This is a genomic window from Tessaracoccus lacteus (assembly GCF_029917005.1).
Taxonomy (GTDB): Bacteria; Actinomycetota; Actinomycetes; order Propionibacteriales; family Propionibacteriaceae; genus Arachnia; species Arachnia lactea.
Genome location: NZ_CP123967.1, coordinates 2,851,958 through 2,876,937, shown reverse-complemented (window position 1 = coordinate 2,876,937; position 24,980 = coordinate 2,851,958). Strand labels below are relative to the sequence as shown.

The window sequence follows — 24,980 nt, the reverse complement described above, 5'->3', positions numbered from 1 at the left end:
ACGTGGGTAACGTGACCCGCATGCCAACTGCCGAAGGAAACCTGACCTGGCTCCCGCTGGAGGAGCATCCGGAACTTGTGGCGCCGCCCGTCGCGGCGGCCGCCCCGCTGGTGCCAGGTGCCAGGGTCGCGGAGATCGACGCGACGCTGGCCGACACGGCGGCCTTCTGCGCGGCCTACGACGTAGCCGAGGAGGCGTCCGCGAACTGCGTCGTCGTGTTCGGCCGTCGCGGCGAGGAGAGCGTCCACGCCGCAGTCATGGTGCTGGCGACCGATCGGGCCGACGTCAACAAGACCGTCCGCAAGGAGCTCGGGATGCGGAAGATGTCCTTCGCCGATCAGCCGACGGCAGAGCAGCTCACCGGCATGACGCAGGGCGGCATCACGCCCGTCGGGCTGCCCGCCGACTGGCCGATCCTCGTCGACGAGGCCGTCGTCGCCGCCGGCCCGATCGTCATCGGCGGCGGGGTGCGGGGCTCCAAGATCCTCCTCGACGGTGCCGCCCTCGCCGAACTTCCCAACGCCAGGGTGCTACCCCTCGCCCTTCGCTGACCGCAACGAGCGCGCTCCTGGATTGCCCGGGCCCGCCCCCTGCCTCCGCAGTTGTGCGCGGCAGGGGTGCCTTCGACAGGCTCAAGGCGCTTCGACAAGCTCAACGAACCGAACGGGGCACCGCGTGAGCAGTGCGTCGTCGGGGAGGTCGGCCGGAGTAACGTGACTGCCCGTTCGTGAGGAGGTGGGCGTGGGAGTCCGCGACAAGATCAGGGCGCTGTTCGCCGACACCAGGCCGCTGCGCAACGGTGACTTCCGACGGCTGTGGGTCGCCAACATCGTCACGGTGATCGGGGCGCAGCTGACGGTCGTGGCGGTCCCCGCGCAGATCTACGCCATCACCGGGAGCTCCGCCATGGTGGGGCTCACGGGCATCTTCGGGCTCGTACCGCTGATCGTGTTCGGCCTGTGGGGCGGCGCACTGGCCGACCACTTCGACCGACGACGCCTGCTCGAGATCACGACGACCGGCCTGATCGTCACGTCCGCACTGTTCTGGCTGCAGTCGGCTGCCGGGGTGAACAACGTCTGGCTGCTGCTCGGCGTCTTCGCGCTCCAGCAGGCGTTCTTCGCCGTCAACCAGCCGACGCGCGTCGCGATCCTCCCGAAGCTCCTCCCCGACGATGAGCTGCCGGCCGCGAACGCGCTCAACATGACCGTCATGTCCGCCGGCGCGATCGCCGGCCCGCTCGTCGGTGGTGCGCTGATCCCTGTCATCGGGTACTCGTGGCTGTACCTGATCGACACCGTCACGCTCTTCGCGACGCTGTACGCGGTGTGGCGGCTACCGTCGATGCCCACCGCGGGGCAGGTCGGGAAGGCGCCGGGACTGCGGTCGGTCATCGACGGCCTCATCTACCTCAGCGCGCACAAGATCCTGATGCTGAGCTTCGTCGTCGACCTCGTCGCCATGATCTTCGGCATGCCGCGCGCTCTCTTCCCGGAGATCGCCCACGTCTCCTTCGGCGGACCGACCGAGGGCGGCGTCGAGTTCGCCCTGCTCTACGCGGCGATGCCCGTCGGCGCGGTGCTGGGCGGGGTGTTCGGCGGCTGGGTGTCACGGGTCAACCGGCAGGGCACCGCGGTGCTGTGGGCAGTGGGCGTCTGGGGCCTCTCGATGGCGGCGATGGGCCTAGCTGTGGGCCTCGCCCCGTGGCAGATGCAGCTCATGCTCGGCGTGGCGCTGGCCATGCTCGCCGTCGGCGGCGCCGCCGACATGGCCTCGGCGGCGTTCAGGCAGTCCATCCTGCTGAGCGCCACCGACGACTCCGTCCGCGGCCGCCTGCAGGGCGTGTTCATCGTGGTGGTCGCAGGCGGACCGCGTCTGGCCGACGTGCTGCACGGATGGGCCGGCGATGTGGTCGGCCCCGGCCTCGCGACGGGTCTCGGCGGTCTCCTGGTGGTGGTCGGCGTCGCGGCGATCGCGGTGCTGTTCCCCGCCTTCCGCCGCTACGCCATCGCAACGGCGGCATCCCGCGGTCCGGGCTGACGAGGACCGCCTCAGCCCTGCATCGCCGGCGACGGGTAGACGGGGAACGCGCGCGTTCCGCCGAGATGCGCGGTGAGCCGTTCGGCCTCCTTACGCAGGGCCCGTTGAGCCCACGCGTCCACGCTTTCGAGGAAGCGAATGCGGACGCGACGCCGCTCGTCCTGCACCCAGACGCCCACGACACGCCCGTTGACGACCGCGGTGGTGCCCGCATTGCCGACGGAGTCGAACAGCAGCGGCGCATGGTCGCCGAGCAGGAAGCCACGCTCCTTCCAGCCCATGACCGTCGGGTCGAGAACGGGCAGCAGCGACACCCACCAGCCGGGCGTGTCGATGGGTGCGACGTCGTCGGGCAGCAGCCAACCCGTCGGCCGCGGGTCCGACGGTGCGGGCGCGTCGAGCGTGACGGGCACGGCGCCGACGTCCTTGAAACCCTGGCGGACGGCCGCCTTCGTGCCTCCCGACCACCACGCGAAGTCCTCGACGGTGCCCGGCCCGAAGGCGCGGAGCCAGCGGCGGGCGAGGTCGGCCCAGGCCTGACGGGCGTCTGGCCGCGGCCGATCTGGCCGGAACAGGTCCGCGCTCAGCCAGCACAGTCGTCCTTCGGCCGGACCGCATGGAACCGTGAGCCGCACGACGAGTCCCTCCAGTTCGGCCAGCCGGATGACCTTGGGGGTCAGGTGAACCGTGGACTCCCACGACCTCCCGATGCCCTGCCGGTAGCTGCCGACGGTCTCCGGCACGCCGCGGCGGATATCGTTCGCGGTCAGCGCCCTGACCGAGACTGCGTCGACCAGGCCGGCCAGGGCCGTCTCGATCCACGCCTCCGCCTGGTCGAATCCAGCCTTGACAACGCCCTTCGTGAGTTCCTTGCGCGCGGCGGTCGCCATGCGTGGGCCGACGGAGGCCGTGACGGTCGGCAGCAGTTCGGGGTCCATGGCGAACACGGTGCGCCGCATCGACTGCTGGCGGATCAGCGTCGTCCGGGCCAGGGCGAGTTCCATGTCATCCGGCAGAGGGTCGAGCATCCGGGTCCAGGCAGAGATGTTCAGACCGTCGGGGTCGGTCGCGTGCAGCGCGACGACGGAGTCAGCCGCCTCACGCACGGTGCGGACCCGATGCAGGTGCGCGAGCGCGTGGCGGATGCCAAGGCGGTGGCGACGCTCGTCGTCGCTGACGTGTCGTACGGGTTCCATGGGTGAACAGTAGGCAGACCCTCCGACAGTTCCTGGGATTTGCCGGCGGCCGCCCCGGATTATGAGAAGTGCTCTCATCCCTGCCGTCTAGCGTGAGGCACACCCGATGAGAGGAACCCGTCATGAGCGTCTCCTGGAAGCCCGCCGCGTTGGCCTTGACCGCCGTCCTGGCGCTCTCCGCCTGCACCTACCAGGACCCGGCTGCGGAACCGGCCGTCACGGCGACCGCGGTCGCCACCTCGGCCGCGACGTCCAGCCCTCAGCCGGGTGACGATGCCACCGCCGAAGCGTCAGCGGCCGAGTCCACCAGTACGGCGGCCGCGACAGTCAGCCCCGACACCGTCGCGCCGTCCAAGACCACCGACCTCGCGTCGTGGGACGTTCCTGTCACCGTCGACGATGCCGTCAAGCGGGCATCGGGCGCTGCCGAGGGAACCATGCACCAGGTCGAACTCGGGTACTCCGACTACTACCGGGCCTGGACGTACAAGGTCGGCTTCCAGGCGGGGTCCACCGACACCACCGTCGTCGTCGACGCCGCCACGGGCGACATCATCGCCAACGAGAAGGACACCGAGGACGACGAGGACCGCGAGAAGGCCGTCGACATCACCGAGATGTCGCCGCAGGACGCGATCGCCGCGGCCCTGAAGGTCCGCAGCGGCACCGTCACCGAGTGGACGCTGGAGTGGGACGACGACGTGCAGGTCTACACCGTCGAGGTGGCGAAGGGCGACGACTCCGAGGACGTCACCGTGCAGACGAAGTCCGGCAAGGCGAATCTAGACTGATCGATCGTCGTCGACCGATGCGCGGGCGCGATGAGCACATCCTCCTTCTCAGCGGCTGAAAATCGTGATCTGAACGGTCACACACGCGACGACAAGTGTGTCGTGCTCATCGCAGCCCAGGCGACGGTGCGGGGCGCGGGCCGCAAGGTCGGGTCAGGCCTCGATCTCGGCGGCACGGGCCGCGACGAGCGACGTGAGCAGCTCCTCCGTCAGAGGCGCGTCGGCCTGGAAGCGGATCGTCCCCTTCGCATGGTCGATCCCACCGAGCTGGTCCTCCAGCGACGAGACCACGCGCGCGCTGAACGGGTACAGCCCGAAGTGTGTCTTGGCCCGCATCACCGACAGCAGCGGCTTGCCTCGGTGCGTCAGGGCCGGCATTCCGTAGCCCTGGCCCTGCGTCGCGTCCGGCACGACGACGCGTGCCACGTCGTAGCAGCGCCCGATGACCTGCGCGTCGGCCGGATCGAGGGTCGCGAGGTATTCGTCGATGGATCCCATGGCGGCATCGTGGCATGCGCCGCGCAGTCGGGGTGGGAGGGGAGCGCCCGGGTGTCTGTGTGTCGCGGCGGTGGATAGGCTCGGGCCATGATCTACTTCGCGCTCGCCCGAACCGTCGACGACCCCGCCGTCGCGGCGCAGATCGTCGGGCTCGGACTCGACGCCATGCGGTTCTCGGCGCGGCGCACCAAGGTGCTGTTCCCGCAGGGCCTCGGCGCGGGCTTCGGGGCGCAGTTCGGGGTCGTCGCGGCGCAGCTGGCCGACGACCTCCGCGAGGGCGACCTGGCCTCCGCCCAGCGGGGGCTCGCCGCGATCGTCGACGGCGACGGGTTCGACGACCCTGGCTCCCAGGCCTGCGCCGTGCTCTTTCGCCAGTCCTGCCTCGAGTTCGCCGCGCTCGCCGGCAGCCAGAGCCCCGACCTCGTCGGCAAGCTTCGCGCCGCGTTCGCGCAGACCCTCGACGCGGCCGTCCTGACGCTCACCGTCGCGCAGAGCGACGACGCGTGGGCGTCGGTCGCGGAGTCGATGGCGTTGTCGAAGGAGATCGACGTCGTCCACAAGGCCTACCTGACCTACGGCGGGCTCGACGCGGAGTTCCTCGGTTACGTCGCGGCGCTGGAGAGCTCCGGTCGGCCCGACGTCGACAGCTACGCCGTCCAGGTCACCGCGAACTACCACGAGGAGGCCGCCGAGATGCGGCAGGGCAGGGACCTGCTCGACGCGCTGGACTTCACGCACCACGTGGCCGCGATCGCGACCTATGCCGCGCTCCTGCACGGCGACGCCCACGGGCCCGACGAGAAGCCGCGCCTCGCCGCCGCCGAGGTGGCCACCAGCTGCGGCAGCAGCCTCCTGGCCGACGTCTTCGGCGATGAGGGGTCCCGCTACCCGCTGCTCATCGACCCCGACTACGCCGCCGACCTCCGCGCCGCGGCACGGTCCACGCTCAAGGGCGCAGGCTCATGGGCGGATGTGCTCCCCGACGATGTGCTGCTGCAGGCCATCGGCCGCGCCGTCGACGTGCGCGCGGGGCAGCCGTCGATCGTGCTGCCCTAACGGGGCATGGAAGGGCCCCGCCCGCGGTAGTCCGGCAGGCGAGGCCCCCCGACCCTCATCTGAGGGGTTGTGGTCCCCCAACCACAGCCTCACCATCCCACAGGTGACTGACAGTTTCTAGTGGCCAGGGTGTATCGCGGATGGTCAGACCCCTTGTGGGCTCACACGGTAGCGTCTGCCGCCGTCTCGCGGAGATCACCGTCGGCGAGCCGGTCCGCGACGAACGCGCTGGTCCTTGCGGCCAGCGCCATGATCGTCAGCGCGGGCCCGACGGTGCTGCTGCTGACGAACGACGACGCATCCGGCACGAACACGTTGGGCACGTCCCACAGCTGGTTGACGCCGTTCATGATCGACGTGCGCGGGTCCGTTCCCATGCGCGCCCCGCCGCACTCGTGGATCGCGGCGCCCAGCACGATGGACATCTTGATGCCCTGCCGGAAGATGAGCCGCTGCAGCGGATTGAAGTCCGGCCAGATCCTCTCGGTCTCGAGCCCCGCGGCCGAACCGATGAAGTTGACCCGGTAGCCGCACTCGTCGGCCATCTCCTTCAGCGCCGTCATCGTGCGCTTCAGCAGGACGCGGTCGTTGTCGCCCATCGTGACATCGATGTGCGGGACGGGCATGCCCCAGCGGTCCTTGAGGCGACCGCTGAGTGAGACGACGTTGTCGTAGCGGGCGAGCATCTCGCCGGAGCCGCCCAGCCCGAACGGTGCGGGCGACCCGGCGGGCACCGGGAACCGGCCGCCGAGGCCCTGGAACGAGATGCCCCGCCGGAACCCGGCCTCCGAACGGCCGTCGAGGTTCTCGTACCGGGGGATCAGCACACCGCCGGGCGTGCCGTAGAAGGGATCGGCCGGCATGTTGTCCGGCGCGTCCCACGTGCCCGCGTGCTGCGGGGAGTCGAAGAAGCCGACGCTGATCGTCTGGTCCATGAAGTAGTGGCCCAGCACGCCCGACGAGTTGCCCAGCCCGCCGGGGTGGCGCGCCGAGCCGGAGTTGAGCAGCAGTCGGATCGACTCGATCGTCGACGCGCACACCATCACCGCGTCGGCGCTCACGCGGTGCTCGCGCTTCGAATTGCGGTCGCGGAAGACGGCCCCCGTGGCCAGCCCCGTCGCCTCGCTCGTGATGATGCGGGTCACCTCGGCATCGGTGCGGATGGTCAGCCGCCCCGTCGCCAGGGCCGCCGCGATGCCCGGCGGCACCCGGTCGAGGAACGGCGCCTGGACGCGCCACGAGATGACCTTGCGCTCAGGCCAGCGGGCCTCGACCGTGGACTTGAAGTCCTTCTCGAGACCGGTGAGGAAGCCGGGCCCGGCGTAGCGGCCGTCGGGCGGGTGCGTGAGGCCGTCCCGGTCGCCGTAGACGCCGAGGAACTCCTCGACGCGGTCGTACCAGGGCTCGAGGTCGTCGTAGCTGATCGGCCAGTCCTCGCCGTAGCCGTCCTGGGAGGCGGCCTTGAAGTCGACGTCCGACATGCGCTGCAGCACCTTGCCGTAGCTGTTCATGCGGCCGCCGAGCAGCTTGCTCCGCACCCACAGGTACGGGTGGGCGAGCGGGGTCGTGTACGGGTCCTCCACGTCGTTGACGAGGAAACGGTTCGACGACTCGCTGAAATAGGGCCGGCACGCCTGGCGGAACTGGCCGCGGGCCATGGCCTTCGCCCGCGGGACGAGGTCCATGCCCATGGCGGCCGGCTTCTTCTTCAGGGGCTCGAAGTCCTCCTCGCGCAGCTCGCGCCCGGCCTCGAGAAGGAGGACGTCGAGGCCGCGCTCGGTCAGCTCCTTGACGGCGGTGCTGCCCGCGGGGCCGGAGCCGATGACGATGACGTCGTAGGTGTGGTCGGGGTTCAACATGCCAAGCCTCCTTGCTCAGACGGTGATGGTCCGGGTGCGTTCGCCACCGAACGGAATGGGGATGTAGGCGACGCGGATGCGCAACCGCATGGTCACCTCGTGGTCGCCGGAGGAGAGGTGGGTGCCGAGCCACCGGACGGTGAGCGGGGTCCCGTACTCCCAGCGGTAGCTGGTGACGGTGGTGGCCTCGTCGAGCATGAACCACTCGTCGCCGCCGGGGGAGATGGCGAGCTCGCCGCGCGGAACCTCGGCGCCGTCGACGACGAGCTGGAGGTCGTGGACCATCGACAGCGGGATCCCGCGGTAGTACGTGATCAGCGTCTCGGCCTGGAACGCCGACTCTCCCGTCTCCGTCATCACGTTGCGCGCGGAGCCCTCGGTGAATACGTAGTTGTCGAACATGTCACTCCACTTCCGCGACGAGCTGGCTGAGCAGGCGTTGATGGGCCCTGACCTGGCCCTGGTCGTCGACGGCACCGTCGACGGGGACGAACCGGTTCCCCTCGTACTCGCTGGAGATGTAGCCGGTGTAGCCGATTCCGTGGAGGGCCTGCACGACGGCCCGGTAGTCGATCGAGTACTCCTCGCCACCCGTCATCTCGAAGAACTTGCCGTGCACGTGCCGGATATAGGGCGCGTACTCGTCGAGCACTGTGAGTGGGGTGTTCTCGTAGCCGGTGGAGAAGAAGGCATACTCGCCGTCGACGGGGCCGCTGAAGAGCGCGGTCAGGTCGTCGGGGAACACCATCTGCCCGCCCTGGCTGAACAGCCGCATGGTGTCGCCGTGCTCGGCGAACAGCTCGTCGATCCTCGTGGCGACGGCGGGAGTCAGCCCGAGCCCCAGGAAGTACTGCGTGCTGACGCGCGGGTGCCGGTGGCAGAAGATGCCCGTATCGACGACCAGCCCGAGCCGCTCCGACTGGGCCGCGCGCATCATGGCGATCCACCCGGCGGTGCCGGGGCTGTCGAAGCTCATCCCCGCGTGCACCTCCAGGGCCATCGTGACGCCGAGCCCCTCCGCGTACGGCAGCGCCGCGAGCGTGACCTCGGCGGATGTGTCGGAGACGAGGCGCACGAGGTCGAAGCCGAGCCGGGCGCTGACGTCGAGGTCGCGCTTCAGCAGCTCGAGCTGCTCGCGGGGCCGCAGGACGCGGTTGGCGTACAGCGTGGAGTTGATGAAGATGTCGTTGCAGACCGGGGCCAGTCCGGAGGCGTCCAGCGCCGTGCGCCAGGCGGCGACCGTCTCGTCCGTGGGGAACGGCGTGCCGACGATCATCTGGTCGCTGATCAGCTCGACGCCCGTCGCGCCGGTGTCGGCGACGAAGGCGAGCGCCGAGGCCAGGTCGACGCGGCCGCGCGCGTAGGAGTCCTGCAGGCTGTACAGGCTGACGGAGGTCCTGATGCCGCTCATCGCGCGGCCCCCTCGAGGACGCGCTCCGTGGTGCGGGCCGGGACGCGCGCGGAGTCCGCCGCGCCGATGATGCCGGCGTCGTTGCCGAGGTCGGCGGTCACGATCCGCGGCTCCCCGCGGAATCCGCGACCCGACAGGTTGTTGAGGAACGACGTGCGGGCCGACGGGAGGATCAGGTCCCCTGCCACGGCGGCGATGCCCCCGCCCACGACGACCACCGCGGGATCGACCACCGCCGTGAGCGTCGCGATGCCGACGCCGAGGTAGTGCCCGAAACGCGTGAGCAGGCTGAGGGCGAGCGGGTCGCCCTGGCGCGCCGCGGCGGTCACGTGGGCGCCGACGATCTGGTCGCCCCCCGCTGCGGCGAGCATGGCCTGCGCGCCGTCGGGGTCGGCGACGGCGACCGAGCGTGCCAGCTTCGCCAGCGCGGTGCCCGACGCGTACGCCTCCCAGCAGCCCTCCTGACCGCAGCCGCAGAAGTGCCCGTCGGGGACGATCGTCATGTGGCCGAGCTCCGCGGCCGCCCCGAAGGATCCGCGGATCAGCTGGCCATTGCTGATGATGGCGCCGCCCAGCCCCGTGCCGAGCGTGAGCATGACCATGCTGTCGGCCCCTCGTCCCTGCCCGAACCGGTACTCGGCCCAGGCGGCCGCGTTGGCGTCGTTCTCGATGACGACGGGCAGCCCGATGCGGTCGGTCAGGATCGATCCGAGCGGGTGGTTGCGCCAGGCGATGTTGGGGGCGAACAGCATCGTGGTGCGGTCGGAGCCAACGAAGCCGGCCGCCGCGACGCCGACCGCGTCGACCTGCGGGTACTGCGAGCGCAGTTCCTCGACGGTCTCGGCGACCGCGCCTTCGATCTGCCGGGGATCGTGGGGGTCGGTGGCGCGGTAGGCGTGAGCCAGGATCTGGCCGTGTGCGTCGACGACTCCGGCCGCGATCTTGGTGCCGCCGATGTCGACGCCGACGGTGAGTTCTGCCGTGTTCGTGTCCATGGTGGTGCTCCTCAGCGGTTGGAGAAGGCGGAGTCGAACGCCGCGGTCGGGGGGACGAGCCAGTTATCGCGCACGAACTGCAACGCCTGGGGGGCGCCGACGAAGCGCTCCATCCCGGCGTCCTCCCATTCGACGGAGACGGGGCCGTCGTAGCCGATCGCGTTGATGGTGCGGAACAGGGCCTCCCAGTCACAGTCGCCGCGGCCGGCGGAGACGAAGTCCCAGCCGCGTCGCGGGTCTCCCCAGGGCAGGTGCGAGCCGAGCGGGGCGTTGCGACCGTTGAAGCGGCGCTTCGAGTCCTTGCAGTGCACGTGGTAGATGCGGTCGGCGAAGTCGACGAGGAAACCGGCGGCGTCGAGCTGCTGCCAGTTCATGTGGCTGGGGTCGAAGTTCAGGCCGAACACCTCGCGGTGTCCGATCGCCTCGAGCGTCGCCTTCGTGGTCCAGTAGTCGTAGGCGATCTCGGAGGGGTGGACCTCGAGCGCGAACCGCACGCCGTTGTCCTCAAAGGCGTCCATGATGGGGTTGAAGCGTCGGGCGAAGTCGGCGTAGCCGTCGGCGATCATGTCCTCGCTGGCCGGCGGGAACATCGCGACGTACTTCCAGATCTTCGATCCGGTGAAGCCGGTGACGACCTTCGCGCCCAACCTGCGCGCGGCGACCGCGGTGACCTTCAGCTCCTCGGCCGCCCGCTGCCGGACGCCCTCGGGGTCGCCGTCTCCCCATGTGCGGGCGGACAGGATGCCCTGATGGCGGGCGTCGATCGGGTCGTCGCAGACGGCCTGGCCGGTGAGGTGGTTGCTGATCGCGTAGACCTCGAGCCCGTAGCGGGCGAGCGTCTCCTGCTTCGACGCTAGGTAGGCGTCGTCCTCGGCGGCCGCCCACACGTCCAGGTGATCGCCGGAGCAGGCGACCTCAAGGCCGTCGAACCCCCACTCGGAGGCCCGCCGACACACCTCCTCGAAGGGCAGGTCGGCCCACTGGCCGGTGAACAGAGTGACCAATCGCGACATGGTGAATCTCTCCAGGATCCTCTGGTACGACAGCTGGCACACCGGTGTGGCCACTCTGCCCGCGGAGAGCGCTCGCCCTCCTGTACTTATGCACACTATATGCATAAGTACAGGAGGTTTGCAAGGAAGTCCCTACACAAGTAGCGGATAGCGATCGAGGATCTTCGTCACGTCGATCGGGAAGCCGCCCGGGCCCCACTCCATGAGGTAGGAGGGTGAGAGCAGCGTCTCGGTGACGAGCGCGGCTGCGCCGCGCAGTTCCTCTGTGCGCTCAGCGGATCCCTGTGTGAGATCCAGGTTCTGGAGTGCGCCGGCCGGTGCCTGCGCGTTCAGCGTCCGGGTCAGCGCCCCCGTGAACAGGTGGCTCATAGCCAGCGCGTTGCCGCCGACAACCACCCGCCGGGGGTTGAACCAGGTGACGGCCGATGCGAGCGCGCGGCCCGTCGCGTCGGCCGCCCTCAGGATGAGGTCGACGCAGCCGGGGTCGCCGGCCTCGGCCGCCGCCACCACGTCCGCGACGGTGACCGCCCTCGACTCGAGGGCCCCGCCGTCGCCGCTCATCAGGAGGCGGCCCGCCGCGGCCTCGACCGCCCACTGGGAGGCGAAGGTGTCGAGGCATCCGATCCGGCCGCAGAGGCAGATCTGGGTCGATGAGGGGTCGACGGTCAGGTGCGTGATCTCGCCGGCCAGCGCATCCGCTCCCCGGTGCAGGCGGCCTCCGGAGATGATGCCCGCGCTGACCCCTCGCCCCATCCTGACGTAGAGGAGGTCGCTCGGGGAGTCGGGCTCGGCGGCGGCTCCGAGCGTAGCCAGGTTGGAGATGGACTCAGTCCACACCGGCGAGTTCATCCGCTGGGTGAACCACGTGCGGATGTCGAGCTTCGTCGCCCACTCCAGGGCGTGAGGTCCGGCGATGAGGGGGCCGATCGTCCGGCCGGTCACGGGCTGGACCGGGGTCGGGACCCCGATGCCGACGCCCCAGGCCGCGTGTTCCGGGTGGGCGCGCAGCAGGTCCTCCATCTCGGTGGCCACACGCTCGCAGGTTGCCTGCGGGCTGACCATCAGATCCCACTCGATCCTCCGGGACTCGATGATCTGCAGGTCGAGGTCGGTCAGCGCGACGCGCAGCTCGGCGGTGCCGATCGTGGCGGCCAGGATGCGCCCCTGGTCGCCGGAGAACTCGTACACCTCGGCGCCGCGACCGCCGCGGCTCCGCTGCTCACCCGACGGCCGGATGAGCCCGAGGTCGAGGGCGGACTGGATGCGCTGCGTGATGATGTTGCGACCGAGCCGCGTGTTCTCGGCCAGCTCCGGGCGGGTGCGTGCCTCGCCGCTGTGAATGAGGCGGACAACCTCTGATACCTGGGCCCAGGGGTCCTGATGTGACGGCGCGACCACGCTCTTCAGCCTCCTTCGGATGGTTGCTGCCAGACCTTCCGCAACCGGGTTCCATTCTAGGGGTTGACTTATGCACGGAACGTGCATAAGGTCTGTCTTGTTACGACAGACGTGGTCATAACATCACCCCTGGAGGACTTCAATGACGAAACACCGCATCGGCATCGTGGGCCTGGGCTTCATCGGAACCCAGAAGCACCTCGTCGGGCTCGCGCAGCACCCCGACAAGGCCGAAATCGTCGGCTTCTGCGACATCGACGAGGACCGCGCGAAGGACGCGCAGGCCAAGTACGGCTCGGCCGACTCCTACGTCACCACCGACTACCACCAGCTGCTCGCCGACGAGTCGATCGACATCGTCCACGTGTGCACCTGGAACAACACCCACTGCGAGATCACCGTCGCCGCGCTCGAGGCCGGCAAGCACGTCCTGTGCGAGAAGCCGATGGCCATCACCGGCGAGGAGGCGCGACGCATGGTCGCGGCCGCCGAGAAGTCGGGCAAGACCCTGTCCGTCGGCTACCAGTACCGCTTCCGCAACGAGTCGCAGTACATCCGCAAGCTCGTCGACGAGGGTCGCCTCGGCGAGATCTACGCCGGCGCGGCGCACGCCGTCCGTCGTCGCGGCGTCCCGATCTGGGGCGTCTTCACCGACAAGGAGAAGCAGGGCGGCGGCCCGCTGATCGACCTCGGCGGACACGCGATCGACCTGGCGCTCTGGTACATGGGCAACTACGAGGTCGAGTCCGTCACCGGCGTCGTGAACTACAAGCTGGGTGACAAGCCCGAGGGCAACGCGGCCGGCCCGTGGAACCCCGAGACCTACACCGTCGAGGACTCCGCCTTCGGCTTCGTCCGCTTCACCAACGGCGCCTCGCTGCAGGTTCGCGCCTCCTGGGCGCTGAACGTGCCCGAGTCGCGTGAGTCCTGTGTCGAGCTGTTCGGCACCGACGGCGGGATCGACGTTGTGCAGAAGGGCTCGGACCAGCTCGTCACGCTCAACTCGGTGCAGGGCGGCATGCTCGTCAACACGCAGCCCGAGCAGGGCGCGGCCTACTTCGGCCTCGGCGGCGAGTCCCAGTCCGGCTTCAGCTACATGGGCGGCCTGGAGGCCGGCCAGTGGCTGGACGCGATCACCAACGGCACCGAGCCGCTCGTGACCGCCGAGCAGGCCTGCGTCGTCTCCGAGATCCTCGACGCGATCTACACCTCCGCCAGGACCGGGCGACCCGTCTACTTCAACCAGCCCGCTGGCCTGGATGAGGACCTCGACGGCGAGGCGGCCGCGATCGCCGCCCAGAACTACCAGCCCGCCTGAGCCCAGCTCAGACGGTCATCCGTCGGCCCGGCAGGGCCACTCAACCGGTGCCGCCCCGCATCCTCGCGGGGCGGCGCCAGGGCCGGGACAGGCTCCCGTCCCTGTCGGCCGCTGGCCGGCAACACAGTGTTGTGTTCCATTGAGAGAAGACATTCGACATGACCCATACGACCACCGAGCAGCACAATGGTGCTGTGGCTCCCTCGACCGAAGGCAAGCTGTCCTTCGGGACCAAGCTGACCTATGGCCTCGGCGACTTCGCCAGCCAGCTGATGTGGAGCCTCGCCTCGTCCTACCTCGTCCTCTTCTACACCGACAACGTCGGCCTCGCCGCGGGGTCCGTCGGCATCCTCATGCTGGTCGCGCGCGTCGCCGACGCACTCTTCGACCCGCTGCTGGGCGCCTACGCCGAGCGCCACCCCACCAAGCACGGGCGCTTCCGGCCCTGGCTCCTCTACGCCTCCCCGATCCTGGCCGTGAGCGTCGTCCTGACCTTCATGACCGTCCCCGGCGGAGACGTCACCAAGTTCCTCTGGGCCGGCGCCACCTACCTCTTCATGGGCTTCATGTACTCGGCCGTCAACCTGCCCTACGGCGCCCTGGCCTCCGTCATGACCCGCGACGGCGACGAGCGCGTGTCTCTGATGTCGTTCCGCATGATCGGCACCAACCTCGGCGCCGTCGCACTCAGCGCCCTGACGATGCCCCTGGTCCTTCACTTCTCCGGCGTCGGCGACGGCGAGACCACCACCACCACGGGCTTCACGATCACCGCCGCGATCCTCGCCTGCATCGCCGTGCCGATGTTCTGGCTGGTCTTCGCCAAGTCGAAGGAGATCATCCAGCCCCAGATCTCCGAGACGCGCGTTCCGCTGAAGGAGACCCTGAAGGTCGTCCTCGGCAACAAGCCGCTGATGCTCGTGACCGTTGCGCTGTTCCTCAGCCTGACCAACCTGTTCGGCCGCCTCGCAGTGGTCATCTACTACTACATCTACCTGATGGGCCGCTACGACCTCATCGCCCCGCTGATGATGCTGCCCTCGATCATGGGCGCGATCGGCATCGCGTGCTTCGCCCGCCTGTCGAAGACGCTCGGCAAGAAGAAGACGGTCATCCTGTCGCTCACCATCACGGCGATCCCGACCATCCTGCTGTTCTTCGTCGACCCGTCGAACCTGACGCTCGTCATCCTGCTCACCGCCCTGTACGGCCTCGGCAACTTCGCCGTCCCGGTCCTGATGTCCATGGTGCCCGACGCCATCGACTACGCCCAGGACAAGACCGGCGTCCGCAGCGACGGCACCGCCTACGCGGCCACCTCCATGGGCACCAAGATCGCCTCCGCGGTCGGCGGGGCTATGGGCGCAATGCTGCTCGGCGCGTTCGGCTACGTCGCCAACCAGCAGCAGACCGAGGTCGCCGCGCTCGGCATCAACGTCACGGTCAACCTCTTCCCGGCGGCCGCGAGCCTGCTCGCCATCATCCCTGTCGCCCTCTACCCGATCACCGAGCAGAAGTACGCGGAGATCACCGCCCGTCTCCGGGCGCGCCAGGCGGCTCAGCAGACGACCGACGAGGCCTGAGGGAGGGAGGCAGAGGGAGAGGAGCGACGATGGAGACCCAGCATGCCCCCGGCAGCGCCGGACATGTGTTGAGCATCCTGCGTGACCTGCGGCCGCGCACCCGCAGCCAGCTTGCGGACCTCACGGGCCAGGCGCGCACCACGGTCAGCCAGCGGCTGGACCTGCTGCTCGACGCAGGGCTCATCCGCGAGGCCGAGCACTCGGCTGCCACCCGGGGACGCCCCTCTGCCGCGTTCGAGTTCGACGTCGAGGGCAACCACGCCCTCGCCGTCGACCTCGGCGCTAACCACGCCACCTACGCCGTGACGGACTTCTCCGGTCGCGTCCTCGCCGATGCGAGCGACGACGTGAGCATCGCGGAGGGGCCGGCCGTCGTCATGGAGCTCGTCGTCAGCCGACTCGGCGAGCTGGTGTCCGGGGCCGGCATCGCGCCGGGGTCCGTCAGGACGGCGGGCGTCGGTCTTCCCGGCCCAGTCGACCACGCCAGCGGGTTGCCCGCCAGCCCGCCCATCATGCCCGGCTGGGACGGGTACGACGCGAGGGGCCGGATCTCCGCGAGAATCGGCTGCCCCGTCTTCGTCGACAACGACGCCAACGTGATGGCTCTCGGCGAGCGGGCGGCCGCCCACCCGGGCGTGGACGACCTGCTCTTCGTGAAGCTCGGCACCGGTATCGGCGCGGGCATCATCTCGGGCGGCCGTCTCCTCCACGGGGCCGATGGCGCGGCCGGCGACCTCGGTCACGCCTACTCTCCCGCCGCGGACGGCCGCCCCTGCCGCTGCGGCAACAGGGGCTGCCTCGAGACCGTGGCCGGCGGCCTTGCCATCACCCAGGCGCTGCAGGCCGAGGGTCTCGACGTGCAGACCCCGCGCGACGTCGTCGAGTCCGTGCGACGCGGCGACCTGCGCGCCGTGCGTGCCCTGCGCACCGCCGGCCGCGCGATCGGCGACGTGCTCGCCACCTGCACGGCCCTGTTCAACCCGGCCGTCGTCGTCCTCGGCGGCGAGATCGTCGCGGCAGGGGAGCCCGTGCTCGCCGGCGTCCGCGAGTCGGTCTTCGCCCGCACGCTGCCGCTGGCCAGCCGCGGGCTCCAGATCACCGTCGCGCAGGCGGGGTCCCTCGGCGGCGTCCGCGGCGCCGCGCAACTCGCCATCGACGGCGCCCTCTCGCCAGGGGCGCTCGAGGCGATCCTCGACCACAGCCTGGCCAGCTGAACCACGCACCACCCACCACACGAAACCAGGAGAACACCATGCCAACGCTGTTCATGAAGCTGCCCCACGAGGAGAAGGTCCTACGCCCCGACTGCCTGCGCAGGCTCGTCCTCGGCGACCAGACCGTCGGCTTCACGCTCGACATCGGACTCAACTACTACCGCGGCATGCCCCTGTCGTCGATCGAGAAGCTCGACGTCATCGTCGACGGCGCTCCGATCTCGCCAGAGCTGATGCTGTTCGAGTTCAACGAGAAGCTGTTCATGCCGGATCAGCTCGCCCTGGCCTTCACCGAGTTCTGGGACCTCAAGCGGGACCTGCGCCTCAAGGTGTTCAACGGCGGCCTCGCCGCGGGGGACCACGAGGTGGAGCTCGTGCTGCACGTGCGTAACGTGTACATGCAGTTCGGCCCCGGCGCCTACGGCATGGTCGACAGCTCGGTCACCCGCACCCTGACGCTGACCGACGGCCCGGCCCTGGCGCGACCGTCGGCCATCGAGGCCTCCACCGGGACCGTCCCGGCCCGCGCCGGCGTCTCCAGCGCGACGATCGGCACCATCGAGCAGGCCGTCTCGCTGTACGGCTTCGAGCAGCGCCTCGTCGACGACCCCAACTACGGCCTCGCCGACATGTTCGCCGAGCTCAACGCCCTCGGCGTGCGCAAGTACGAGCTGATCGGCTCGATGGTCTTCTCGCAGTACCCGCGCCCCACCGCCGCCGAGATCGCCGCTGTCCGCGGGCTGTCGGAGCGCTTCGGCGTCGAGATCAACAGCTACGGCGGCTACCTCGACAAGGGCAAGATCACCGGCCACGACGCCACCGACGCCGACCTGATGCTCGACATCACGGCCGATCTGATGACCGCCCGCGACCTCGGCGCCACGTTCCTGAGGGCGGGCGACATCCCGCTGCACCTGATGCCCGCGGCCGCCGCCATGGCCGAGCGCTACGGCGTGCGGATCGGCATCGAGGTCCACGCGCCCCACAAGCCGAGCGACGACAGCGTCCAGGCCATGCTGAAGACCATGGACGAGATCGACAGCCCCTATCTCGGGTTGGTGCCGGACTTCGGCTGCTTCATCGAGCGCCCTGCGCAGCCCGCGCTCGACCGGCACATCGCCAACGGCGCGGACCCGAAGCTGCTCGACTACGTCATCGCGCACCGCCACGACGGCCTCGACGAGGCCGGCATGCAGGCGAAGATCGCCGGGATGGGCGGCGGCGAGGCCGAGAAGTGGGCCATCTCCGAGATGTTCGGGTTCCTGTCCTTCGGGCCGGCCGACGTGGAAGGCTTCAAGACCCTCCTGCACCGCACGCAGTACTTCCACTCGAAGTTCTACCACGTGACCGAGGACCTCCAGGACCCGCAGATCCCCGTCGACCGGCTGCTCGCCGCGATCGTCGAGTCCGGCTTCGAGGGCGTCCTGCTGTCGGAGTACGAGGGTCACGCGTTCCACCTTGACGACGCTCACGAGCAGCTCGAGCGTCACCTGCGCCTCGAGCAGAAGATCCTGACCGGGCTCGCCAACCGCGAGCCGCAGCTGGTCGGCTGATCCATCGCGACGGAGGGGTCGGCCGAAGCCGGCCCCTCCGTCCCCGCGCGCGGGCGCATGCGCCGTCGCGCATCACCATCCGTCTGGCCGGGTTCGACCCGGCGCTGGTCCGGCATGGCGCCGATCGAGGGCTGGAAACCCCCGGGACATCATCAGACAACAGTGAAGGCCACACCCATGCCACGCAGAACCGACCCAGCCGCCCACCGCTGGTGGACGCTCGCCGCCGTCTCCCTCACCCAGCTGCTCATCATCCTCGACGGCACCATCATCAACATCGCCCTGCCAAGGGCCCAGGCGGAGCTGCTGCTCAGCGACTCCAGCCGCCAGTGGGTCGTCACCGCCTACGCGCTCGCGTTCGGAGCCCTGCTGCTGCTGGGCGGCCGCATCGCCGACTACTGGGGGCTGAAGCGCACCTACCTGCTCGGCCTCGTGGTGTTCGGGGCCGCCTCCCTGTGGGGCGGGCTCACGCACAGCGGCGCGGAACTCCTCGTCGCGCGGGCCGGCCAGGGTGCGGCCGCCGCGCTGATGGCCCCCGCCGCGCTGGCGTTCGTCACGATCAGCTTCCCCGACGGGAAGGAGCGCAACAAGGCGTTCGCGATCTTCGGGTCCATCGGCGGCATCGGGTCCGCCGTCGGGCTGCTGGCCGGCGGAGTGCTGACCGAGCTCCTGTCGTGGCGCTGGTGCCTGCTCATCAACGTGCCGCTGGTGGCGGTCGGCGTCGTGCTCGGCCTGTGGCTGCTCTCCGAGCGCCGCGTCGAGGGTCGCCCCACCTACGACGTCGCCGGCGCTCTCACCGCGACGCTCGGCCTCGGCCTGCTCGTCTACGGTCTGACGCTGGCGGAGCATTCGATCACCGCGCCCGCCACGATCGGCTGCGTGGTCGCCGGCATCCTCCTGCTCGTCGCCTTCGTCGCCATTGAGCGGCGCTCCCGCCAGCCGCTGCTGCCGCTGCGGATCGTGTCGGACCGCATCCGCGCCGGGGCGTTCCTCGTGCAGTTCCTGATCGGCGCCGTCGGCGTGGCGACGATGGTCTACCTCGCCTTCCACCTGCAGCTGGTCCTGGGGCTGCAGCCCTTCGTCGCCGGCGTCGCGACGCTGCCCTACACGGCCTCGCTGATGGCCATGGTGCCGTTCGCCGTGCGGATGATCGACCGGATCGGTCCCCGCCGGCAGATGATCGTCGGACCGCTGATCAGCGCAGTCGGGCTCCTGCTGCTGTCCCTCGTGACCGCCGACGGCGGCTACTGGCTGCAGGTGTTCCCCGGCCTGGTGCTCATGGGCATCGGCATGGGGTTCACCGTCGTTCCGCTGAACAACCTTGCGCTGTACCGCGTGGCCGACCATGACGCCGGCGTCGCGTCCGCGACGGTGACGGCCACCAACCAGGTCGGCGGATCCATCGGCCTGGCCGTCGTGACCGCGGCCTATGTGGTCGCGATGGGAGCCTCGGAGGCCAGCGGTCCGGAGGCGCTGGTGCAGGGATACCGCGTCGCGTTCGGGATCGGTGCCGGCATCTTCGCAGCGGCCGCGGTGGTCGGGTGGTTCCTCATTCGACCCTCGGCTCCCCAGGGTGTGGGAGAGCCCCGGCGCGAGCAGGTCGTCCACCTGGCCTGAGCGGGCTCGGTGCAAAGAAGAGGGCCTCGGATGCGCGGTGTGCGCATCCGAGGCCCTCTGGCTGACCGAGTCAGGTCAGGTGGTCAGTGGCCCGTGGTGTGGGCCGCAGAGCGTCCATCGGTTCCGAGGGCGACCCTGATACGGCTGACAAGCCGTGACACCTCACGGGCGATGTCCTTGAACGCAGGATCAAACGTGATGGGCTCGTTGGTCATGAGTACCTCCAGGTGCTGCGGCGCGTGCGCTTACCGAGCCATGAGCGGCAGGTGCCGTTCACGACAAAGGCGCCTCTCTCCGGGGAGATGAGACGCCTCTACGCGCTTGCAACGTTGACGATTCTACCACTTGTGCGGCGGCCGTCCGCCTCGGGGTCGAGGTCGCCCAGCACCGCCCCTGGCTCGGTAGAGGTGCGGACATCTCTCCCTGTGGGGCTCCAGGATCCGCTGAAGTGGCTCGGTCCCTGTCCGTAGAGCCTGACGTCCCGAGTCTTCATGGCTTCAGAACTGGCTCAGCAGATCGTGCACAAGCTCGCCACGAGAAATGAACTGAAGACGGAGTCCGACCAACAGCCCCAGAACGCGACCCTGCTTGAGCACCAAGACCCCAATCTCACCGGGCAGGGCACCTGGGAAGCTCGCGTCTCAAGTTGGGGAGGGAGACTGCTGTGTGGCGGGCGACATCTAGTCGGGCCTGCCTGGGCGGGCGGCCTGCGCTGTCCACAAGTCCTTCCCGTCTGAATCCGTGACGACGTTGTGCGCGCCGTAAGGAGCAACAGCCTGACAGGGGCCGAAGCTTGACGCGTCCTGATTGGAGGCTTCGCGTCACGGCCGCTCTCATTGACTTCGCACGGCCACCGCATGTCGACTTCAGAAATGTCAGTGGGTGCTGGGAGACTCGTTGACACGGCGGAGTGAGACCGCTCGCTCCGGCCGAGGACCGGCAGGAGCGACCCGATGAGGAGGCGATGTGGCAACCGCAGCACCAACCTTCGAGTTCGTCGACCTTTTCGCCGGACTTGGAGGCTTCCATGTCGCCCTCGAGAGCCTCCGAGGCGAAGGAGTGTTTGCAGCCGAGTGGGAGCCGACACTCAACGCCCTGTACAAGACCAACTTCGGTATCCAACCTTGGAGTGACATCAACGATCTTGACACTGATGGAGACATCGAGCGCGAGGTGCCCGACCACGACGTGCTAACTGCGGGTTTTCCCTGCCAACCGTTCTCTAAGGCTGGCGATCAGATGGGCTTCGCCGACACCCAACAGGGCAGCCTATTCTTCAAGGTTTACCAGATCCTTCGCGTCAAGCGTCCCCGCCGCTTCATCCTCGAAAATGTGCCTAATATTCTGAAGCATGATGGCGGCCGCACTAAGCGCAAGATCATCGAGATGCTCCATTCGCTCGAATACTCGGTCAAAGTCGAACACTTCTCGCCTCATGAGTTCGGCATCCCGCAAGTCCGGGATCGCGCTTATTTTGTGGGCTCGCTCGACGGACTGAGCAGGTTCGAGTGGCCGACCAAGCATAGTGGCCCGACGGACATTACCTCGGTGCTTCGCCGAGACACATCCCTCACTCGCTCGATTCCCGAGCGAACGCTTCATGCGATCGATATGTGGGGCGATTTTCTCCGTCGTTCGCCGGCCTCGCTGAAAATGCCCTCGTTCCCGATCTGGTCCATGGAGTTCGGCGCCACCTATCCGTACGAGGACGAGACTCCGCCAGGAGTGTGGGATCGTCGACCGGTGTGGGGTTTACGTCAGATGGGTGTCAAAGGCAGTTTCGGCCAGAGCCTTGAATGCGCGGTCGACGGACAGAAGGAGCGGATCCCGAGTCACGCCAGCCGCGATAGCGATTACCAGTTCCCCCGATGGAAGCGTGCCTTCATCAGACAGAACCGTGAGTTCTACCAGGACAACCGCCCCTGGATCGACCCCTGGCTGGATCAATGGAAGCCCTGGGAGATGCACTCCAGCTTCCAGAAGATGGAGTGGAACGCACAGGGCGAGGCGCGGAACATCGACAACTTCGTCCTGCAGGTTCGTGCTTCTGGGCTCAGGATCAAGCGGCCTACGACATCCCCCAGCCTCATCGCCTTCACCCAGACACAGGTTCCCATCCTCGGCGCCAACCTGACTGGCGAACGCCGTTACATGACACCTGCTGAGTGCGCTGAACTCCAAAGCCTCGGTGGCATTTCCTTACCGACATCCGACATCGAGGCTTACAAGGCGCTCGGCAACGCCGTCAATGCCCGTGTTGTCAAGGCGATTGCCGAACGCTTACTCGAGGGGCTGGGCAATCCCGACTCCTCACGTATTGCCGACCCGGAACCCCTGGGAACCAAGCATGCCTCCGCAGCGAGCAAGCGGACAGACGCTCGGGAGGAAGGCGCTTCTAGGACGAACCCACTCCGCACGGAACCCGTCCTTGTTGCTGGGCGGTCGGTATGACATGTGAGGGGATATTGGCGGTGAGTTTAGAGTACGAGCGCGTGAGCGAAGCGATCGCGGACGTCATGTTCGACTCTGCTCAGGCTGGGCGACCGGTTTATGCGCTGGCCGACACCGAGGTGATACGGAACGTACTCGCGTCCGCTGAAATCGAAGATCGAACGCTCGCTGGGCTGTCGGCTGTCGCCAGGTCGTCACTTCAATTGGACGAGTGCGGTGTGGCCCCATTCCACTGGCAGGCTGAGGCTGCGAAGCGCCATCGGCGCTCGCCCCTTGAAACTCCACCCGCGCTCCCGCTTCTCGTGGTGTTGTCAATCGCAGCAGAGCAGATGCAGGCGGACGGTGACCTTGCCGCGCACAACTACTACTCCCGGCTGCATCGGTTGTTGCATGTCCCGACGACCGAGTACGCGCGGGTCGAGAATGACTATCGCCGGGTCGCCGATCTGCTGTGGGGGTCGCTGAACTCCTGGCTCGAAGCGTGGGAAGGAGAGAGGGGCATCCCGACGGCGTACGCGGTCGGCAGCCATGCCTTTATCGGGCTGCCGATGTCACAGGCGGTCGTTCGTCAGCACGATCGCGCTGGCCTCCACGAGTTCTTCGCCATCGAGGGCATGACCCCGGGCCTACGCATCTCGCCGGACGACATGAGTCTCGCGATGGAACCTTATGCGGCCGCCACTCCGAGCCTCCCCCTCAGCTCTCATCTTGCCCACCTTTGGCGAGTTCCTGCCGCCCAAGAGCGCATCGTTGGTGCTGCCTGTCTCGAACTCGAAGCATGGGATGGGTCAGGGATCGAATCGGTCTCCTCTGCGCGGCCCGTCGTCTCGACACGCCTGCTGGCGTTCTTGCGGACGTTCCCTCGCAAGTCTATCGAGTTCAACATCATGCTCCCGTACCGCTCAGAAGGGCCGGGCATCGCCCGTTTCCAACTCGCGGATGGGGAGTCGATTGTTCCGACTGTTGCCGGGCCCGGTGGGTCTACCCGGCTCTCTGGCGCTGAGGGGGTCAGTGCAGCGTCGCTCGTTGGAGAGCAGCTGGCAGGCGAGTTCGGGGACGACCAAGGTCGCCTCTTTGGTCGTCGTCCGAAGCGAGTCACGCCGCTCCGATGGGATGATCTCCAGGGGGCATTCGTTGAGGTCGAGCGTGTTTCGCTCGGCGAGGACAGCCTCGTCCTGGCCCGGTCAGATGCGCGGCAGCGGGTGGAGGCTCACCTTGCAACTCACGCCCGACCGGGATGGCATGAACTCGCCGAACTCCCAGGCGCGCCGCAGGGGTGGGTCGTTTACCGGCACGTCCAGATCGTTTCTGCACCGACCGGGCAACTCCACTTCGATCTGCTTCCGCTCGCTCCCCGCGCACGGACAAGTCTCACGCTGCGCGGGGGATTCGTGCTTCCTGGCTTGCTTCGCAAGTGGTCAGCGATGGAGCCGCCTGAAGCGGTCGCACTTGCTGCTGGAGCATCCTCGGTCGGCGTTCGTGTGTTCCGTGGCACACGCATCGACTCTGCCGAGCTCATCGCCGAATCTGTTCAGTGCGGCGAACTCGCGGTGCTCCCTCTCGCGGATCGTGGCCTGACTGACGGCGAGTACGTCGTCGCGATGTTTGTCGACAACGCAAACAAGCCGTCGTCAACCGCGCTTCTCCGACTGCGCTCGGCCAACACTCCGCAGTTCCGCGTCGAGGACGTCGATATCCGTCTGGTCTACTCGCCCGACTCTTCGCGGCGCTGGCCGTTGACCGCTGGCCCCGCTGAGTGGCCGAGCCATGTCAACGGAGCGAGGACAGCAGGTCTCGAGCCGCGTCGTGACGGTGGCGCAGCGCCGATGCCGGAGTTTGTGCCCCGAGCGCGAAGCACATCTATCGCATCGGTCGCGAAGACTCGGGTGGGCGTCCCGATGGCGAGCGACTCGTGTCTCATCACAGGGATGCACCGATTCCAGCTCCCGCCCGTGCTCCCCGGCCAAGCGCGGACGCGGAGTATCGAGGGTGAGTGCACGACCTGCGGGCTCGTGCGCCGCTTTGCCGGGACTGCGCGGGCTGCGAAGAAGAAGGATGGCGATGCGAAGGCGATCTCTGTCCCAGCGATCCCGCCGGTAATGGAGTCGGGCGAGCCAGACTTCGAGGTGGCGTTCGATGCACTGAACCATGTCGGGACCGGCTCGTTCGCGGTGTTCGAGCGAGTCGCCGCGCAGATCGAGGGCTCGGGCCTGTTCGCCGACTCGTTCCTCCGACGTCTCGAGGTGGTCGGCCACGTGGACGTCGCTAGGAACAACTATCTGCAGGTGACCGAATGGGCGGTGAACACTTCCACCCTTGTTCCGATGAGTGACGGCCAGTGGGTGCTCGTCGGGGCTCGTTCCAGCGGGCTGGTAGATCAGCTCAAGGAGCTACTCGGCACCGGCGCCATTGTACGCACCAGCGTTGATGCCGAACTCGCCCGCGTGGAGGTCGCTGGGCATTTGCCTGTCGACGCTTTGGCCGAGGCCGGGATCACTGTCCTGGAGACCTCACCGGTGAAGGACATCGTCGAGGCGCTGCCGCCACTCAGCGAGGTGGCGATGGCGCTCGAGCGGGTAGTCGTGCCGAGCTATCGGACCGCAGAGTACTGGGACACGGCATCGGCCTCGTGGCATGCGGCTACCTCGTTGGCGCGGGTTGGCTCCTACCGGCTAAGGGACTTTGGCTCGACCTATGTGATTCGCACCGCCGATGACATCGCGAACGGCACCCTTGGGCTTGGCAACGCGCAACTCGTGAAGCACATCGCGAACCTGTGGGCCGGCGACCCCCTCATTGGCTACAACTCGCGCAGTGGATCAGTCGTCACACCGCTGGGCGCTGACTTGCCGGCTTTGTATGGACGTGCCTTCGCGCTTTGTTCCGGACGAGCACCACGAGAGATCGTGAGTCACCGGATGCTCCAGTACCCGTCAGTGCCGCGCGCCGTCGCCGACGTCATCTACGACAGAGTGAGCCGGTGAGCA

General features: G+C 68.4%; 19 protein-coding genes. 11 read left to right on the top strand and 8 right to left on the bottom strand.

The features are described from left to right. Nucleotides 1-20 precede the first annotated feature (20 nt). Together QH948_RS13305 and QH948_RS13300 are read left to right on the top strand one after the other, a co-directional pair. Entirely contained in the window at nucleotides 21-551 is a 531-nt protein-coding gene (locus tag QH948_RS13305; RefSeq protein ID WP_281144812.1) for a YbaK/EbsC family protein, read from the top strand. Nucleotides 552-741: 190 nt separating this feature from the next. Further along, nucleotides 742-2,040 (top strand): MFS transporter, encoded by a 1,299-nt coding sequence (locus QH948_RS13300; protein WP_281144811.1) that lies wholly within the window; start codon nucleotides 742-744, stop codon nucleotides 2,038-2,040. A gap of 11 nt (nucleotides 2,041-2,051) precedes the next feature. Here the strand turns inward: QH948_RS13300 and QH948_RS13295 are convergent, their stop codons facing one another. Further along, the gene (locus QH948_RS13295) at nucleotides 2,052-3,236 is read right to left on the bottom strand and encodes a winged helix DNA-binding domain-containing protein (RefSeq protein ID WP_281144810.1); all 1,185 of its coding nucleotides are present in this window, start codon (nucleotides 3,234-3,236) and stop codon (nucleotides 2,052-2,054) included. Between the two features lie 122 nt (nucleotides 3,237-3,358). On the opposite strand from QH948_RS13295, the gene QH948_RS13290 reads away from it, so the two are divergent. Continuing rightward, nucleotides 3,359-4,027: a PepSY domain-containing protein gene (locus QH948_RS13290; RefSeq protein WP_281144809.1), complete on the top strand. Its 669-nt coding sequence runs from the start codon at nucleotides 3,359-3,361 to the stop codon at nucleotides 4,025-4,027. Between the two features lie 153 nt (nucleotides 4,028-4,180). Here the strand turns inward: QH948_RS13290 and QH948_RS13285 are convergent, their stop codons facing one another. Beyond that, the gene (locus tag QH948_RS13285; RefSeq protein ID WP_281144808.1) at nucleotides 4,181-4,525 is read right to left on the bottom strand and encodes an iron chaperone; all 345 of its coding nucleotides are present in this window, start codon (nucleotides 4,523-4,525) and stop codon (nucleotides 4,181-4,183) included. 87 nt (nucleotides 4,526-4,612) lie between these two features. Here QH948_RS13285 and QH948_RS13280 point away from each other — a divergent pair, with 87 nt between their 5' ends. Beyond that, nucleotides 4,613-5,581 carry a hypothetical protein gene (locus QH948_RS13280; RefSeq protein ID WP_281144807.1) on the top strand — a complete coding sequence of 323 codons (969 nt, stop codon included), beginning with the start codon at nucleotides 4,613-4,615 and terminating at the stop codon, nucleotides 5,579-5,581. 161 nt (nucleotides 5,582-5,742) lie between these two features. Here the strand turns inward: QH948_RS13280 and QH948_RS13275 are convergent, their stop codons facing one another. The 6 genes from QH948_RS13275 to QH948_RS13250 form a co-directional block, all read right to left on the bottom strand. Next, complete coding sequence (locus tag QH948_RS13275) at nucleotides 5,743-7,440, bottom strand: GMC oxidoreductase (protein ID WP_281144806.1); 1,698 nt, start codon at nucleotides 7,438-7,440, stop codon at nucleotides 5,743-5,745. A 15-nt stretch (nucleotides 7,441-7,455) separates the two neighbouring features. After that, nucleotides 7,456-7,842, bottom strand: a complete 387-nt coding sequence (locus QH948_RS13270; protein WP_281144805.1) for a C-glycoside deglycosidase beta subunit domain-containing protein — start codon at nucleotides 7,840-7,842, stop codon at nucleotides 7,456-7,458. 1 nt (nucleotide 7,843) lies between these two features. Beyond that, nucleotides 7,844-8,851: a sugar phosphate isomerase/epimerase family protein gene (locus QH948_RS13265; protein WP_281144804.1), complete on the bottom strand. Its 1,008-nt coding sequence runs from the start codon at nucleotides 8,849-8,851 to the stop codon at nucleotides 7,844-7,846. Further along, nucleotides 8,848-9,846, bottom strand: coding sequence for an ROK family glucokinase (locus QH948_RS13260; protein WP_281144803.1), 999 nt, complete (start codon nucleotides 9,844-9,846; stop codon nucleotides 8,848-8,850). The genes QH948_RS13265 and QH948_RS13260 overlap by 4 nt, the downstream gene beginning before the upstream one ends. 11 nt (nucleotides 9,847-9,857) lie before the next feature. After that, complete coding sequence (locus QH948_RS13255; RefSeq protein WP_281144802.1) at nucleotides 9,858-10,859, bottom strand: sugar phosphate isomerase/epimerase family protein; 1,002 nt, start codon at nucleotides 10,857-10,859, stop codon at nucleotides 9,858-9,860. Nucleotides 10,860-10,991: 132 nt separating this feature from the next. Further along, nucleotides 10,992-12,257: an ROK family protein gene (locus QH948_RS13250; protein WP_281144801.1), complete on the bottom strand. Its 1,266-nt coding sequence runs from the start codon at nucleotides 12,255-12,257 to the stop codon at nucleotides 10,992-10,994. A gap of 142 nt (nucleotides 12,258-12,399) precedes the next feature. On the opposite strand from QH948_RS13250, the gene QH948_RS13245 reads away from it, so the two are divergent. The 7 genes from QH948_RS13245 to QH948_RS13215 all read left to right on the top strand — a co-directional run bounded on the left by QH948_RS13245 (nucleotide 12,400) and on the right by QH948_RS13215 (nucleotide 24,977). Next, nucleotides 12,400-13,575, top strand: a complete 1,176-nt coding sequence (locus QH948_RS13245) for a Gfo/Idh/MocA family protein (protein ID WP_281144800.1) — start codon at nucleotides 12,400-12,402, stop codon at nucleotides 13,573-13,575. Between the two features lie 194 nt (nucleotides 13,576-13,769). After that, complete coding sequence (locus tag QH948_RS13240) at nucleotides 13,770-15,158, top strand: MFS transporter (protein ID WP_281144799.1); 1,389 nt, start codon at nucleotides 13,770-13,772, stop codon at nucleotides 15,156-15,158. Nucleotides 15,159-15,187: 29 nt separating this feature from the next. Next, the gene (locus QH948_RS13235; RefSeq protein WP_281144798.1) at nucleotides 15,188-16,372 is read left to right on the top strand and encodes an ROK family transcriptional regulator; all 1,185 of its coding nucleotides are present in this window, start codon (nucleotides 15,188-15,190) and stop codon (nucleotides 16,370-16,372) included. Nucleotides 16,373-16,410: 38 nt separating this feature from the next. Further along, on the top strand, nucleotides 16,411-17,925 hold the full coding sequence (locus tag QH948_RS13230) for a C-glycoside deglycosidase beta subunit domain-containing protein (protein ID WP_281144797.1): 1,515 nt from the start codon (nucleotides 16,411-16,413) through the stop codon (nucleotides 17,923-17,925). Between the two features lie 177 nt (nucleotides 17,926-18,102). Continuing rightward, a complete protein-coding gene (locus QH948_RS13225) occupies nucleotides 18,103-19,542 on the top strand; it encodes an MFS transporter (protein ID WP_281144796.1) in 1,440 nt (479 codons plus the stop codon). Between the two features lie 966 nt (nucleotides 19,543-20,508). Further along, nucleotides 20,509-21,993 (top strand): DNA cytosine methyltransferase, encoded by a 1,485-nt coding sequence (locus QH948_RS13220; RefSeq protein WP_281144795.1) that lies wholly within the window; start codon nucleotides 20,509-20,511, stop codon nucleotides 21,991-21,993. Nucleotides 21,994-22,034: 41 nt separating this feature from the next. Continuing rightward, on the top strand, nucleotides 22,035-24,977 hold the full coding sequence (locus QH948_RS13215) for a hypothetical protein (RefSeq protein ID WP_281144794.1): 2,943 nt from the start codon (nucleotides 22,035-22,037) through the stop codon (nucleotides 24,975-24,977). Nucleotides 24,978-24,980: the final 3 nt, after the last annotated feature.

What these genes read in the sequence shown, in the direction of transcription:
- QH948_RS13305 (WP_281144812.1), top strand. Translation starts at nt 21, where the DNA reads ATGCCAACTGCCGAAGGAAACCTGACCTGGCTCCCGCTGGAGGAGCAT.
- QH948_RS13295 (WP_281144810.1), bottom strand. Translation starts at nt 3,236, where the DNA reads ATGGAACCCGTACGACACGTCAGCGACGACGAGCGTCGCCACCGCCTT.
- QH948_RS13290 (WP_281144809.1), top strand. Translation starts at nt 3,359, where the DNA reads ATGAGCGTCTCCTGGAAGCCCGCCGCGTTGGCCTTGACCGCCGTCCTG.
- QH948_RS13285 (WP_281144808.1), bottom strand. Translation starts at nt 4,525, where the DNA reads ATGGGATCCATCGACGAATACCTCGCGACCCTCGATCCGGCCGACGCG.
- QH948_RS13280 (WP_281144807.1), top strand. Translation starts at nt 4,613, where the DNA reads ATGATCTACTTCGCGCTCGCCCGAACCGTCGACGACCCCGCCGTCGCG.
- QH948_RS13275 (WP_281144806.1), bottom strand. Translation starts at nt 7,440, where the DNA reads ATGTTGAACCCCGACCACACCTACGACGTCATCGTCATCGGCTCCGGC.
- QH948_RS13270 (WP_281144805.1), bottom strand. Translation starts at nt 7,842, where the DNA reads ATGTTCGACAACTACGTATTCACCGAGGGCTCCGCGCGCAACGTGATG.
- QH948_RS13265 (WP_281144804.1), bottom strand. Translation starts at nt 8,851, where the DNA reads ATGAGCGGCATCAGGACCTCCGTCAGCCTGTACAGCCTGCAGGACTCC.
- QH948_RS13260 (WP_281144803.1), bottom strand. Translation starts at nt 9,846, where the DNA reads ATGGACACGAACACGGCAGAACTCACCGTCGGCGTCGACATCGGCGGC.
- QH948_RS13255 (WP_281144802.1), bottom strand. Translation starts at nt 10,859, where the DNA reads ATGTCGCGATTGGTCACTCTGTTCACCGGCCAGTGGGCCGACCTGCCC.
- QH948_RS13245 (WP_281144800.1), top strand. Translation starts at nt 12,400, where the DNA reads ATGACGAAACACCGCATCGGCATCGTGGGCCTGGGCTTCATCGGAACC.
- QH948_RS13235 (WP_281144798.1), top strand. Translation starts at nt 15,188, where the DNA reads ATGGAGACCCAGCATGCCCCCGGCAGCGCCGGACATGTGTTGAGCATC.
- QH948_RS13230 (WP_281144797.1), top strand. Translation starts at nt 16,411, where the DNA reads ATGCCAACGCTGTTCATGAAGCTGCCCCACGAGGAGAAGGTCCTACGC.
- QH948_RS13225 (WP_281144796.1), top strand. Translation starts at nt 18,103, where the DNA reads ATGCCACGCAGAACCGACCCAGCCGCCCACCGCTGGTGGACGCTCGCC.